13 protein-coding genes are annotated in these 13,759 nt (G+C 71.2%); 5 read left to right on the plus strand and 8 right to left on the minus strand.

Annotation, left to right across the window (positions count from 1 at the left end; genetic code table 11):
* Positions 1–99: 99 nt before the first annotated feature.
* Complete coding sequence (locus tag A6A25_RS13700; RefSeq protein ID WP_073889982.1) at positions 100–3,075, plus strand: glycine--tRNA ligase; 2,976 nt, start codon at positions 100–102, stop codon at positions 3,073–3,075.
* Positions 3,076–3,140: 65 nt separating this feature from the next.
* Here the strand turns inward: A6A25_RS13700 and A6A25_RS44005 are convergent, their stop codons facing one another.
* Positions 3,141–3,290 (minus strand): hypothetical protein, encoded by a 150-nt coding sequence (locus A6A25_RS44005; RefSeq protein ID WP_158073730.1) that lies wholly within the window; start codon positions 3,288–3,290, stop codon positions 3,141–3,143.
* A gap of 311 nt (positions 3,291–3,601) precedes the next feature.
* On the opposite strand from A6A25_RS44005, the gene A6A25_RS13705 reads away from it, so the two are divergent.
* Complete coding sequence (locus A6A25_RS13705; protein ID WP_073889207.1) at positions 3,602–4,711, plus strand: sugar ABC transporter substrate-binding protein; 1,110 nt, start codon at positions 3,602–3,604, stop codon at positions 4,709–4,711.
* On the opposite strand, the gene A6A25_RS13710 is transcribed toward A6A25_RS13705, so the two are convergent.
* A complete protein-coding gene (locus A6A25_RS13710) occupies positions 4,704–5,168 on the minus strand; it encodes a winged helix-turn-helix transcriptional regulator (RefSeq protein WP_073889208.1) in 465 nt (154 codons plus the stop codon). The genes A6A25_RS13705 and A6A25_RS13710 overlap by 8 nt on opposite strands.
* A gap of 81 nt (positions 5,169–5,249) precedes the next feature.
* Here A6A25_RS13710 and A6A25_RS13715 point away from each other — a divergent pair, with 81 nt between their 5' ends.
* Positions 5,250–5,906: a DUF899 domain-containing protein gene (locus tag A6A25_RS13715; protein ID WP_073889209.1), complete on the plus strand. Its 657-nt coding sequence runs from the start codon at positions 5,250–5,252 to the stop codon at positions 5,904–5,906.
* A 6-nt stretch (positions 5,907–5,912) separates the two neighbouring features.
* Entirely contained in the window at positions 5,913–6,353 is a 441-nt protein-coding gene (locus tag A6A25_RS13720) for a pyridoxamine 5'-phosphate oxidase family protein (protein ID WP_083668309.1), read from the plus strand.
* A gap of 19 nt (positions 6,354–6,372) precedes the next feature.
* Here A6A25_RS13720 and A6A25_RS13725 read toward each other — a convergent pair whose 3' ends face one another.
* Together A6A25_RS13725 and A6A25_RS13730 are read right to left on the minus strand one after the other, a co-directional pair.
* A complete protein-coding gene (locus tag A6A25_RS13725; RefSeq protein ID WP_073889210.1) occupies positions 6,373–7,095 on the minus strand; it encodes a hypothetical protein in 723 nt (240 codons plus the stop codon).
* A gap of 23 nt (positions 7,096–7,118) precedes the next feature.
* A complete protein-coding gene (locus A6A25_RS13730; RefSeq protein WP_073889212.1) occupies positions 7,119–7,451 on the minus strand; it encodes a hypothetical protein in 333 nt (110 codons plus the stop codon).
* 245 nt (positions 7,452–7,696) lie between these two features.
* Here A6A25_RS13730 and cspE point away from each other — a divergent pair, with 245 nt between their 5' ends.
* Entirely contained in the window at positions 7,697–7,903 is a 207-nt protein-coding gene (cspE, locus tag A6A25_RS13735; protein WP_053717138.1) for a transcription antiterminator/RNA stability regulator CspE, read from the plus strand.
* Between the two features lie 85 nt (positions 7,904–7,988).
* On the opposite strand, the gene A6A25_RS13740 is transcribed toward cspE, so the two are convergent.
* From A6A25_RS13740 to A6A25_RS13755, 4 genes are all read right to left on the minus strand, one after another.
* A complete protein-coding gene (locus tag A6A25_RS13740; RefSeq protein ID WP_073889214.1) occupies positions 7,989–8,399 on the minus strand; it encodes a nuclear transport factor 2 family protein in 411 nt (136 codons plus the stop codon).
* Positions 8,400–8,694: 295 nt separating this feature from the next.
* On the minus strand, positions 8,695–9,507 hold the full coding sequence (locus A6A25_RS13745; protein ID WP_073889217.1) for an SWIM zinc finger family protein: 813 nt from the start codon (positions 9,505–9,507) through the stop codon (positions 8,695–8,697).
* Entirely contained in the window at positions 9,500–12,130 is a 2,631-nt protein-coding gene (locus A6A25_RS13750; protein ID WP_338013207.1) for a DEAD/DEAH box helicase, read from the minus strand. The genes A6A25_RS13745 and A6A25_RS13750 overlap by 8 nt, the downstream gene beginning before the upstream one ends.
* Before the next feature lie 1,079 nt (positions 12,131–13,209).
* Positions 13,210–13,740 (minus strand): hypothetical protein, encoded by a 531-nt coding sequence (locus tag A6A25_RS13755; RefSeq protein ID WP_073889222.1) that lies wholly within the window; start codon positions 13,738–13,740, stop codon positions 13,210–13,212.
* Between the last annotated feature and the right edge of the window lie 19 nt (positions 13,741–13,759).

A 13,759-nucleotide genomic window follows, 5' to 3' on the forward strand; every position in this document is an offset into this window, starting at 1 on the left:
CCGGACGTGGTGATACCGGGCCGCGGCCGGGCTGACCAGGTCGGTTACCCGATTGTGAGGTCGCCGGTGGTGCGTTCGTAGACTGCCACCGTGCTGACCATGCAGGATGCGCTGCTCGCGCTCACCAGGTACTGGACCGAACGGGGCTGCGTCGTCGTGCAGCCGTACAACACCGAGGTCGGCGCCGGTACGTTGAACCCGGCCACCGTGCTGCGGGTGCTGGGTCCCGAGCCGTGGCGCGTGTCCTACGTCGAGCCCAGCGTGCGGCCCGACGACGCGCGGTACGGCGAGAACCCGAACCGGCTGCAGACCCACACCCAGTTCCAGGTCATCCTCAAGCCCGACCCGGGTAACCCCCAGGAGCTGTACCTGGGCAGCCTCGAAGCGCTGGGCATCGACGTCCGGGCGCACGACGTGCGGTTCGTGGAGGACAACTGGGCCTCGCCCGCGCTCGGCGCCTGGGGCCTGGGCTGGGAGGTGTGGCTGGACGGGTTGGAGATCACCCAGTTCACCTACTTCCAGCAGGCCGGCGGCATGTCGCTCGACCCCGTGTCGGTCGAGATCACGTACGGCATCGAACGCATCATGATGGCGTTGCAGGGTGTCGACCACTTCAAGGACATCGCGTACGCGCCCGGCATCTCCTACGGCGAGGCGTTCGGCCAGGCCGAGTACGAGTTGAGCCGCTACTACCTCGACGACGCCGACGTGGAGGCGAACAAGCGGCTGTTCGAGGAGTACGCCTCCGAGGCGCGCCGGATGCTCGACGCGCGCCTGCCCGTGCCCGCGCACAACTACGTGCTCAAGTGCTCGCACACGTTCAACGTGCTCGACGCCCGCGGCGCGATCAGCACCACGGAGCGGGCCCGCGCGTTCGGCCGGATGCGGGGCCTGGCCCGCGAGGTCGCCGGCCTGTGGGCGGCCCGCCGCGAGGAGCTCGGCCACCCGCTCGGGCTGGCCGAGGCACCCGCCGCGGCCACGACGCCGGACACGTTCGCCGAGGTCACGGACCCCGCCACGTTGCTGTTCGAGATCGGCACGGAGGAGCTGCCGCCCGCCGAGGTGACCCGCACCGTCGAGGCGGTCGGCAAGGCCGTCACGGACAAGCTGGGCACGACCAGGCTGGCGCACGGCGCGGTCGAGGTGCACGGCACGCCGCGCCGGATCGTGGTGCTCGTGCCCGACGTCGCGCCGCGCGAGCCGGACGCGGAGAAGACCGTGCGCGGTCCCCGCGTGTCCGCCGCGTTCGACGCCGACGGCAACCCGACCAAGGCCGTGCAGGGCTTCGCCCGCGGCCAGGGCGTGGACGTGGACGCGCTCGGCCGGGTCACCGAGAACGGCGTCGAGCACGTGGCACTGGTGCGCACCGACCCCGGTCGCGGCGCGGTCGAGGTGCTCAGCGGGCTGCTCGGCGAGGTGGTGTCGGAGCTGCGCGCCGAGAAGAACATGAAGTGGAACGACCCGAAGCTGTCGTTCACCCGCCCGATCCGCTGGCTGCTGGCCCTGCTGGGCACGACGCCGGTGCCGGTCGCGGTGTCGTCGCTGGCGGCCGAGCCGAAGACCCGCGTGCACCGCACCGCCGCCACGCCCGTGGTCGAGGTGTCCACGGCGGACGGTTACCTGGACTTCCTGGCCGGGCACGGCATCGACGCCTCGGCGCGGGCACGCCGGGACGCGATCGTGGCGCGAGCCGAGGAGCTGGCCGCGTCCGTGGGCGGCGTGGTGGACTTCGAGGGCGTGCTGGACGAGGTCACCAACCTGGTCGAGCGGCCGACGCCGATCCTCGGTTCGTTCGAGGAGCGCTACCTGGAGCTGCCCGCACAGATCCTCACCACCGTGATGCGCAAGCACCAGCGGTACCTGCCGGTGCGCGCGCAGGACGGTTCGCTGCTGCCGCACTTCGTGGCCGTGGCCAACGGCGAGGTGGACGCCGACTTGGTCCGCGCGGGCAACGAGGCCGTGCTGCGGGCCCGGTACGAGGACGCGGCGTTCTTCTGGCGGGCCGACCTGCGCACGCCGTTGGCGGACATGAAGGCCGGGCTGGAGAAGCTCACGTTCGCCGACAAGCTCGGTTCGATGGCCGACCGGGCGGGCCGGATCGCGGCGTTGGCGCGGCGGCTCGCAGAGGAATTGAGCACAGGCGAGGTCGGGCCCGGAAAGGTGAGCACTGCCGACGAGACCCTGGCGCGGGCGGGTGAGCTGGCCAAGTTCGACCTGGGCTCGCAGATGGTGATCGAGCTGTCGAGCCTGGCGGGCGTGATGGCCCGCGAGTACGCCGAGCGGGCGGGGGAGGCCCCGGAGGTCGCGCGGGCGCTGTGGGAGATGGAGCTGCCGCGGTCGGCTGGTGACGCGCTGCCGTCGTCCACGCCCGGCGCGCTGCTGTCGCTGGCCGACCGGTTCGACCTGCTGGCGGGGCTGTTCGGCATCGGGGCCAACCCGACCGGCAGCTCCGACCCGTTCGGGTTGCGGCGGGCGGCGTTGGGCGCGGTGAGCGTGCTGCGGGCGTTCCCGGACCTGAAGGACATCACGCTGACCAAGGCGTTGGCGTTGGCGTCCCAGGGGTTGGAGGTGTCGGCCGAGGCGTTGGACACCGCGCGGGAGTTCACCGTGCGGCGGTACGAGCAGCAGTTGCTGGACGCCGGGCACGACCACCGGTTCGTCAACGCCGTGCTGCCGCTGGCCGACGCGCCCGCGGTGGCCGACGCGACGTTGGCGGAGCTGACCGGGCTGGCCGGTGACCCGGACTTCGCCGCGCTGGTGGCCGCGTTGCAGCGGGTGCGGCGGATCGTGCCGGCGGACACCGTCGGCGAGTACGACCCGCAGGCGCTGGTGGAGCCGGCCGAGGTGGCGCTGCACAAGGTGCTGGCCGAGGTGCCGGCGGGCGTCACGGGGTTGGCCGCGTTCGCCGCCGCCGCGAACGGGCTGACCGGGCCGGTGAACACGTTCTTCGACGAGGTGCTGGTGATGGCCGAGGACGCCGACGTGCGGCGGGCGAGGCTGGGGCTGCTGGCCGCGATCCGCGACCTGGCCGCGCCGGTGCTGGACTGGCAGGCGCTGGGCACCGCGCTCGGCTGAGCCCTTCCTGTACGAACGACGATCCCCGCCCTCCGGTGCACGGTGGGCGGGGATCGCCGTTCTGCCTACATGTCGCGGTTGTCGTTCAGAACGCTCGTACTGGCGACGGCGACGGTGTGGTCCGGCGTGACCTGTTCGGCGGCGGCGGACCCGGCGCCCAAGGCGAGCAACGCCGCGGCGGCCACGGCCACCAGCGCTGCGGGGACGATTCTCACGCTGCTACTCCTCACACACCCGGCCAGGGTTCGGCAGGCGACACCATCGCACATAAATCGTCCGAACGGGAGTCCCCTTTCGCCCGTGCCGGCTGCGTAACCAATCGGGTGCGGAGCGTGATAAGAGCGGACTGTAACGGTTCGACCTGCGGGTTCGATGTTCGGAGAAGGTCAACTGACCGAATGGCGCGGACCATTCGGAGCTGCGGGGTTGCTACGTCTTGACGAACCCGCCGCCGGAGGGATGGAATTCCGCAACAATCCGTATTTCCGCCGTCCACGACGATGTTGCCCGGGCAAGGGGTTGGCGAATGCGAAGGCTGGTCCGAGCCGTGTCCTGCGGTGTGCTCGTCCTGTTCGTCGGCGCCTGCGGCTCGGCCGTCGACCCGCTGGCACCGCAGACCGGCAGCCGCGCGCCCAAACCGGTCGTCGGCGTGATCCTGCCGGACCGCTCGTCGTCGGACCGGTGGGAGGAGCAGGACCGGCCGCTGCTGCTGCAGGCGTTGAACTTCGCGGGCGTCGAGGGCGTGATCGAGAACGCGGACGGTGACGAGGCCAAGTTCGCCAGCATCGCCGACGAGATGATCGCCCGAAAGGTGAAGGTGCTGATGACGACGCCGCTGAGCCCCGAGGGCGGCGCGGCGGTCGAGCGCAAGGCGAGGGAAGCGGGCATCCCGGTCATCAACTACGACCGGATCAGCCTGGGCGGCCAGGCCGAGTACTACGTGTCCTTCGACAACCTCAACGTCGGCGAGCTGCAGGCCGAAGGGCTGCTGAGGTGCCTGGGCGACAAGCCGGGCGCGCGGATCATCGAGCTGCAGGGCGCGCCGACGGACAACAACGCCACCCTGTTCTTCGACGGCCAGCGCCGCACGCTCGGCCCCAAGTACGACACGGGCGCGTTGCGGCTGGTCGACAGCAAGCCCATCGACAAGTGGGACCCGGTGCTCGGCAAGGCCGCGTTCGAGCAGATGCTGGCCGCGGGCGGCGGCACGGTGGACGGCGTGGTCGCGGCCAACGACGGGCTGGCGGGCGCGGCGATCGAGGTGCTCAAGGCCAAGGGCCTGGCCGGGCGGGTGCCGGTGACCGGCCAGGACGCCACGCTGGAAGGCCTGCGGTCGATCCTGCGCGGCGACCAGTGCATGACGGTCTACAAGCCGATCCGCGACGAGGCCGAGGCGGCGGCGCGGTTGGCCATCGCGGTGGCCCGCGGCGACCTCAGCGGCGCGGACGACCTGGCCACCGGCAACACCCGCGACCTGGTGGCGAAGCGGGACGTGAAGTCGGTGCTGCTGGGCGCGGACCTGATCACCCGGGACAACGTGCGCGGGCTGGTGGCCGAGAGCGTGGTCAAGCCGGTGGACCTGTGCGCGGGCGACACCGCGGACGACTGCGACGAGCTGGGCATCCTGGTCAACTAGCGGGTGCCGCGGCGCCGGGTCCGGGCAGCACGTCGATGTTGTCCGGGCCCATCGGCTCGCCGCACTCCGAGCAGTGCAGCTCCACGTGGGCGATGCGGCCGCACGCGTGGTGGCGGTAGAGCGCGGGTGGGCCCGCCTCGCCCGCCGTCCAGCGGTCGCCCCAGCGCACCATCACCATCAGCAGCTCGACCAGCTCGGTGCCCTTCGGCGTGAGCGCGTACTCGTGGCGCGGCGGCCTGGCCGAGTACTCGCGCCGTTCCAGCACGCCCTGTTCCACCAGCCACTTCAACCGCTCGGCGAGCACCTTGCGGGAGATGCCGAGGTCTTCCTGGAGCTGGTCGAAGCGGGAGACGCCCACGTAGACGTCCCGCAGGATCAGCGGTGACCACGGCTCGCCGACGACGTCCATGGTGCGCGCGATCGAGCAGGTCATGTCGCCGAACCTGGTCCGCTGCACGACCCGAGTCTACCGCTTAGGGTTCCTTCAGGGAACTGACCGCGCTAGGGTGAGTTCCCTCAAGGAACTCGGAGGTGTGTGATGGCTCGACCGACCGTCGTCTCGCCGCGGGACTGGCAAGCCGCCCGCGACGACCTGCTGGTCAAGGAGAAGGAGCTGACCCGCGCGCTGGACGCGCTGGCCGCCGAACGGCGCAGGCTGCCCATGGTGCGGCTGAGCACCGACCACGAGTTCACCGCGCCCGACGGCGCCGTGGTCGGCCTCGCGGACCTGTTCGCGGGACGCCGCCAGCTCGTCGCCTACCACCACATGCTCGCGCCGGGCCAGGACTGGCTGTGCTCGGGCTGCTGCTCGTTCACCGACAACCTCGGCGACCAGACCCACCTCAACGCCCGCGACACCACGTTGATCCTGATGTCGCGCGCGCCGCAGGACGAGATCGCCGTCGTGCGCGAGCGGATGGGCTGGACCGTGCCGTGGTACTCGTCCGGCCAGGCGTTCTACGACGAGCTGGGCCTGGGCGGCGGCTTCGGGCTGAGCGTGTTCCTGCGCGACGGCGACGAGGTGTTCCGCACCTACTTCACCACCGGGCGCGGCGTCGACCGGCTCAGGCTGGACTTCAACCTGCTCGACCTGACGCCGTTCGGCCGCCAGGAGCAGTGGGAGGACTCACCCGCGGGCTGGCCGCAGACCCCGACCATGGCGTGGCTGCGCCTGCGCGACGAATACGAGGTGTGACCCGACGTGGACCGCGTCCTGACCGAAGCCGAACGTGACGACTTCCTCGACCTGCCGCACGTCGCCGTGCTCGGCGTCGCGGCCGAGGACCGCCCGCCGCTGCTCGTCCCGGTGTTCTACGCCTACCGGGACGGCCGCGTCTCGTTCTTCACCGGCACGCAGGGCCGCACGGCCCGCAAGACCCGGCTGCTGGAACGCGCGGGCACCTTCAGCCTCAACGTGCAGCAGGCGACCTACCCGTACCGGTACGTGACCGCCGAGTGCGTGGTGGAGCGAGCCGACCGGGCGCCGTCGACCGACGAGGTGGTCGCCGTCGCGAGCCGGTACATGCCCGAAGCCGACGCGCGGGCGTTCGCCGAGTCGGAGACCACCGCGCCGTCGGGCACGTTCGTGCTGTTCACCGGCCGTCCGGTGCGGTGGCTGACGAACTCCTTCGAGGAGGACTGAGCCCCTTCTCCGATGAGAGCTAAGCCTCTTCGTCGTGCCGACCCGAGATGAACTCCTGCACCCGGATCTTCGCCCGGATCAGCGGCTGGCGGATCCGGGCCTCCCGGCGGTAGGCCTTGCGCAGCTTGTTCGAGCCCTCGGTGTACCGCCAGCGGGCCCACGGCGAGCCGGGCCGGGCCAGCCGCACCGCGCCGATCTCCGGCAGCACGGGCACCAGCAGCCCGAGCAGCCCGGTCCACACCTTGCCCTTGAGCAGCGCCACGATGGCGAACCCGAGGTTGACCAGGATGATCAGCACGCGCAGGGCGACGCCTTCGCCGTAGAACTCGTCGTAGCCCAGCGGCCGGGCGCCGAGCAGCAGCAGGCCGGTCATCCCGATCGCCAGGAACACCGCGTCGACCGACAGCCGGCCGTCCTTGGTCCAGTACACGTCGCGCAGGTGCAGGATCAGTGCGAACTCGTCGAGCACCAGGGCCGCGCCCACGCCGAGCAACGCGGCTGCGGCAACCCGCACCCCGTGCTGGTCGTCCGGCACGGCCAACCCGATCACGCCGCCGAGCAGCATGAAGACCGCGCCGAACACCACGTGGTGGATGTGCGTCCCACCAGGGGTGATGTTGCCCGGCCACCAGCGGACCTTCGCCCGGATCAGGCGGACGCTGATCCGGATGAAGACGAAGGTGAGCACCAGGCCGAGGAAGAAGAACAGCAGCCGGGACTGGGGCAGGTGGAGCGCGTACACCTCCCCATCTTCACCCGGCGGGGTTACTTGAGGTTGATGCCACCCGTGACGTCGCCCGCCTGCACGACGGTGCCGTGCACCGTGCCGGAGATCTGGTTGTTCACCCGGCCGGTCTGCGTCACGGCGTGGTGGGCGCGCAGTTCGGCCCCGAAGGCAGGATCGGCCTGGATGGCCCGCTCCAACGTCTCGCTCAACGCCGCGACCTGCGGCGAGTCCTCGGCCGCGCCTTCGGCGGCGGTGAGCGCCGCGGTCGCGACGGGGTCGTCGGCGAACTTCGCCCGGACCAGCTCGTACAAGCCCGCGACCGCCCGCGTGGCGAGCGAAGCGGCGATGGAGACCAGCATCGGTTCAGGCATCGGGGACCCCCTGTGATCGCAGCCTCGCCCACGGTAGCAGTGCGACTCGCCGCATTCTTCCGCTCGACTGCCGGCGGGATCTCATGGTTGACTGTCTTCGGTCGTACCTTTCTGTGTTCGTGTTCCACCACGCTCGCGGAACGGAGTTGCGGGCGCCGAACTTTCCTCGCCAGGAAGGGCCGGGGCCCTAGCTGACCCGGTGGTCGCAAGCGCGATCCGGCACCTGTTAGAGGAGAAGTAGCAAGATGGCAGTTCAGGGCACCGTCAAGTGGTTCAACGCGGAGAAGGGCTTCGGCTTCATCTCCCCGGACAACGGTGGCGCCGACGTGTTCGTGCACTACTCGGAGATCCAGAGCAACGGCTACCGCACCCTGGAAGAGAACCAGCGGGTGGAGTTCGAGATCGGCCAGGGCCAGAAGGGCCCGCAGGCGCAGACGGTTCGACCGCTCTGACCTAATCGGGGTCACCACCAGGACCTCGATCTTTTCGGGCCGCCACTCCTCGCAGCAGCGGGGGTGGCGGCCTGAATCGTCTCGTTCAGCTCGTCAGCGCGGGCGCCTGGCCGACGTGCTCGCCGTACACCCGCTTGCCGACCAGCCGGGCGTCGTCGAAGACGAAGAACGCCGTCGTGCGCACCCGGTAGGCCCGCCCCGCGGGCTCCTCGCCGCCCAGGTGGGTACCCCGCAGCTCCAGTTCCACGATCACCGCGTCGTCGGCGTGGTGCAGCTCGACCACCGTGCTGCGCCGGTCCGGGAACTCGTCACGGACGCGGGCGTAGTACCCGGACACCTCGGCCCATCCGTCGAACACCTGCCCGGTCGCCACGATCTCGCACCGCGGGTGGTCGAAGGCACCGACGGCGGTGTCGAACTCGTGCTCGTTCTCCGATTCCAGGTGTTCCAGCACGATCGCCTCCCGCAGGGCCCGCAGTGCCTTGGACGCGGTCATGCGTGCGATTCCCCTCCGGTTCGTCGGTAGCTGACGACGAAACACGGACGTGCACCTACCAGTCAAGACGCATCTTCGACCGGGGGTGCGCGTTGAGCCACCCGGAGGTGCGCGGCACCGTCCGGTCGGAGTTGTCGCGAATGGTGCCGTTGTCCTACCGGGCTTGGCCCACAGGCGCATTTCGCAGGCCCGGCAGCCCTCCGACACGGTCGAAGCGGGCCTGGTCCAGCACCAGCCGGCCGTCGACGACCAGTGTGAAGAGGTGGTACCGAACCGGTCCGAGGCCCTGCCTCGGCTACTGCGCCAGCCGCCGGTAGAGCGGGCGCAGCGCGTCGGTGACCGAACGGCCGTCCACGACGAGCGGTTCCAGCTGGTCGAGCAGGGCGTCCGGGCGCCGGGTGGTCGGTTCGAGGACGTCCGGCACGACGTCTGCGACCTTGGGGCGTGCCCAGAAGGCGTCGAACGAGTCGTCCGGCGGTTCCCGGCGTGCCTCGGGCTCGTGGGGCGGGATGGGGGCGCGCAGGTCGCGGAGCCGGTCCAGCAGGTCTTCGCGGGACCGCCCGCGCCAGGCCAGGATCTCGAACGGGTCGGTGTCGAACGACTCGGCGAGCAGGTAGCAGGTGGCGGCGAGGTGCTTGCACGGCACTTCCCAGTCCGGGCACGTGCAGTCCATGTGCAGCTCGCGCGTCGTGCCGGGGAACAAGGTGAGGCCGAGGTCGCGGAACACGTCCTCGATCTCCGGCGGCATCTCGCCGGCCAGCAGCTTGGCCGCGAAGATCGCCTGATCGGCCAGCGCGTGCTCGATGCGCCGCCAGTCGTCGTCGCTGAACTTCCGCACCCCGATCCGCGCCCGGTACGGCTCCGGGCGGGTGCCGGTCACCAGCGCCACGACCAGGCTGGTGGACAGCGACAGGCTCATCACCTGGCCCGTGCGCGCGTACGTGCGGCCGCGGGCGAGGCGGCCGGCCATGCCGAACGACTCCAGCACCTCCAGGAACCGGCGTGACCACCACGTCCGCGCGATGTCACCCCGCTTGCTGCGCAGCGTGAGGCCGCCCTCGACCCGGATGGGGCGCGACGGCGGGCGGTAGCCGTGCCAATCAGTCACCGACGGCCTCCCCCGACAGGGCGAACAGGTCGCGCAGCTCACCGGTCGACAGCTCGGTCAGCCAGTCCTCGCCCGCGCCGACCACGAGGTGCGCCAACCCCCGCTTGTCCTCGATCATCCGGTCGATCCGCTCCTCCAGCGTGCCGACGCAGACGAACTTGCGCACCTGCACGTGGTTGCGCTGGCCGATGCGGAACGCCCGGTCGGTGGCCTGGTCCTCCACCGCCGGGTTCCACCAGCGGTCGAGGTGGATGACGTGGTTGGCGGCGGTCAGGTTCAGCCCCGTGCCGCCGGCCTTCAGCGACAGCACGAAGATCGACGGGCCGTCCTTGTCCTGGAACCGCCGGACCATCTCGTCGCGCTGCCGCTTCGGCGTGCCGCCGTGCAGGTAGAGGACCTCGGTGTCGAAGCGCGCGGCCAGGTGCGGCACGACCAGGGAGCCGAAGGCGGTGAACTGGGTGAAGCACAACGCCTTGTCGCCGTCGGCCAGCGCCTCGTCCAGGATCTCCTCCAGCCGGGCGAGCTTGCCGGAGCGGCCGGCGACGCGCGAGCCGTCACCGAGGAGCTGCGCCGGGTGGTTGCAGACCTGTTTGAGGCGGGACATAGTGGCCAGGACCAGGCCCTTGCGCTGGACGCCCTCCGCCTCGGAGATCTTGGCCAGCATGTCGTCCACCACGGCCTGGTAGAGCGTGGCCTGTTCGGGGGTCAGCGTGCACAGCTGCTTGACCTCGATCTTGTCCGGCAGGTCGGTGATGATCCGCGGGTCGGTCTTGAGCCTGCGGAGCACGAACGGGCCGGTGATCCGGCGCAGGCGGACGGCGGCGTCCTCGTCGTGGTGGCGTTCGACGGGGACGGCGAAGCGGGCGCGGAACGTGTTGACCGTGCCCAGGATGCCCGGGTTGACGAAGTCCATGATCGACCACAGCTCGGCCAACCGGTTCTCCACCGGCGTGCCGGTCAACGCGACCCGGTGCCGGGCGGGCAGCGCGCGCACCACCTTCGACTGCCGGGTGGAGCTGTTCTTGATGTTCTGCGCCTCGTCCAGCACGACCCGGTCCCAGCTGATCTCGGCGAGCTTCCCGGCGTCCCGTGCGACGACCGCGTAGGTGGTGATGACCAGGTCGCAGTCGGTGTCGAGGGCCCGGTCGGCGCCGTGGTAGACGCGAACCTCCAGGTCGGGCGTGAAGCGGGCGGCCTCGCGCTGCCAGTTGCCGACCACCGACATCGGGCAGACCAGCAACGTCGGCAGCCTCTTGCCGTGGGCGCGGTTGTGGGCTTCCAGGGCCAGCAGCTGGACGGTCTTGCCGAGGCCCATGTCGTCGGCCAGGCACGCGCCCAGGCCGAGCCGGTCGAGGAACGCGAGCCAGGCCAGGCCGCGCTTCTGGTACGGCCGCAGTTCGGCGACCAACCCTCGCGGCGGCTCGACCGGTTCGAGGTGGTGCTCCACCTCGCCGGACAGCAGGTCGCCGAGCCAGCCGGTGGCGCTGACGCCGTTCAGCGGGAGCGGCAGGTCGGCGTCCTCGGGGTGCAGGCCCGAGTGCAGCAGGACCTGGGCGGCCGTCATCTGCCCGCCGCCCCGCTTCAGGAACGCGAGGCCCGCGGCGAGGCGTTTCTGGTCGACGTGCACCCACTGGCCGCGGACCCGGACCAGCGGCACCTTCGCCTCGGCCAGTGACTGCAGTTCGGCCTCGGTCAGCCGTTCGTCGCCGACGGCCAGTTCCCACTTGTAGTCGACCAGGACCTTCAGCCCGAGTTCGCTCTCCTTCGCCACCTGCCCCGCCGTGCCGCGACTGGTGGCGGTGAGCCGGAGCCCGAGCCGGTGGGGCTGACGCCACCACGAGGGCAACATCACGCCGTACCCGGCCTCCGCCAACACGGCCGCGTGCTGCAGGAAGTCGTAGGCGCCCTCGACGTCCAGCTCCAACTCCACCGGCCGTCGTGCGGACAGCGCCCGATCCAGCGCCGGGTAGAGCCGCCCCGCCCGGCCCAAGTCGCCGAGCAACACGTCCTCGGGCCGACTCACCCACCGCCGCAGCACCGCGTCCTGCTTGTGCCACAGCTGTTCGGCGGTCACCACCACACTCGGCTCGTCCACCGCCTGCAACAGGAACTCGACCCGCCACCCGTCCTTGGTCATGCCGCCCTGGTCGGGCGAACTGAGCCGAAAACACGTCCGAACAGGACTCTCCTGCAACCCACTGGCCCGCCAACCCGCCAACTTCGCCCGCAACCCACCGACATCCCCGACGACGCGCGGCTCACCCACCAACCCGGCCAACCACCGCCCCACAACACCATCGCCACCGACGTCCACACCCCGCAGCGCCGCCCTGACCTCACGGTCAACCGCCCTGTCCACCACTTCCTGGACCAGGTCACCAGCCCCATCACCACCCCGGAACGACGGCGGCACACTCGCCCGCAACGCCGCGTAACGAAGCGCGTCCACCCCCGCCAACACCGCCCGCCACCGCGCCACCCCATCCCCGTCGACCGCAGGCAACACCCGCCCCCGCCGCACGAGTTCCCTCACGAACTCCTGCACATCACCCAGGAACTTCCACGAAGCCCCACCCCGACCATCGGGCAACGACCGCGGCAGCACCCCCTCCACCCACACCACGGGAACCACCCACTCCCGCCACCGAACCACCCCTCGCCGACCACCGGTGACCTCACGAACCAACTCAGGAGACCCCACCGGCCCACCGGCGAACGAGGGCAACCGAACCACAACCTCCCCCGCGACCCCACCCCCTACCAACCGGACAAGCCCTTCCCCACCAACCGCAAACGGATGCCGAACCGCCCTCCGCGGCAACCGCCCACCAACCCGCTCCGGCAACGCCGAATCCTCACCCCAAACCCCAACCCGCCCGCCACTCACGCCCAACGCGTGCAACACCAACACACCAGCACTATGCGCCCACCCCACCCCCACCCTCCAACCCGCCCCCACCAAACCCCCAACACCACCACCCCCACCGCCGCGAGCACCCACCCCAGGCACCAGGTCGCCCCGACCCGCCTCCGCCTTCACCCCACCCTTCCCCGACCAGGTTCGCCAACCAGCCGGCCCAGCCAGGCCCCGCCGGGCCGGGCCCCGCCGGGCCGAGCTGAGCGGGGCCGAGTGGAGTCAGGCCGAGTCGAGCCGGGCCCAGCCGGGCCGAGCTGAGCCGGGCCAGAGCGGGCCAGCCGAAGCCAGCCCAGCCGAGCAGAACCAGGCCGTGCCAGCTCAGTCAGCCCAGCCGTGCGAGCTGAACCGGGCCGTACCAGCCCCGTCGAGCTGGCCCGCCGGGAGCCGAACGGGATCGGGCCGGGTTGAACCGAGCAGGCCGAGGGGTGCGGCAGCAGGCCCCGTCGAGCCGGGCCGGGTCGGGCCGGGGCAAGCCGGGCCGAGCCGAGCCGGGGCAAGCCGAGCCGGTCCGCGCCTGGCCAGAGGCGGGCCGAGTCCAGCCCAGCTCGGTCTGCCCAGCTCTGCCGAGCCAGCCCAGCTCTGCCGAGCCAGCCTGGCCGGTCGAGCTGGGCCGAGCTGGGCCGAGCGGGCTGGGGCAGCCGGGGCCGTGCGTCCGAGGGCGTGCGGGCCCAGCTCTGCCGAGCCGTCGGTTGGCCGGCCCGACCGAGCTGGGCCGATCGAGGCTGGCCCACCCGTCAGTACTCGTGCCAGGCCCACCCCCTCGCCCTATGCGTCCACCACGAGCATCACTCCACGCCCTCCTCTCCCGAATCGGGTTTGCCCCTGACCCGCCCCTGATCCCGACCCTGAACGTGGAACACCTGCGCACCCTCGGCGGACAGCGCCCGACCCGGCACGTCCGGGTCGCAGCCCACCCTCGCCAGACGTGACCTGATCGAGGTGGGTGAGCGTTCCAGCCGCCGTGCGATCGAACGGATCAGCTCGGTGGTCGGGGTCTCGGTGGTCGCGGCCAGCCATTCGGTGCGCAGTGCCGTGTCCAGGTCCGGCGTCCACGGTTGGTTGGCGTTGGCCGGGCGGTCGCGAGGCGTGGGCAAGGTCGGTGTGCTGAGCCTGGCCAACGCCTCCAGCACCTGGGCCAGCAGCTTGCCGATCTTCGCGCCCGCGGTGGCGGGCAGGCGGATGGTGCCCTCGGCCACCAGGGCACCCGAGGTGTCCACACCGGTCAGGTCGACGGAAAGGTCCGGGTCGGCGGTGGCCACCACCTGGTAGGTCGTGGAGCCGATGCGGACCGCGTTCTCGTACGTGGTTGTCGTCATGGTGATGACGGTAGCGGAG

This window comes from Saccharothrix sp. CB00851 (genome assembly GCF_001905065.1).
Classification (GTDB): Bacteria; Actinomycetota; Actinomycetes; order Mycobacteriales; family Pseudonocardiaceae; genus Actinosynnema.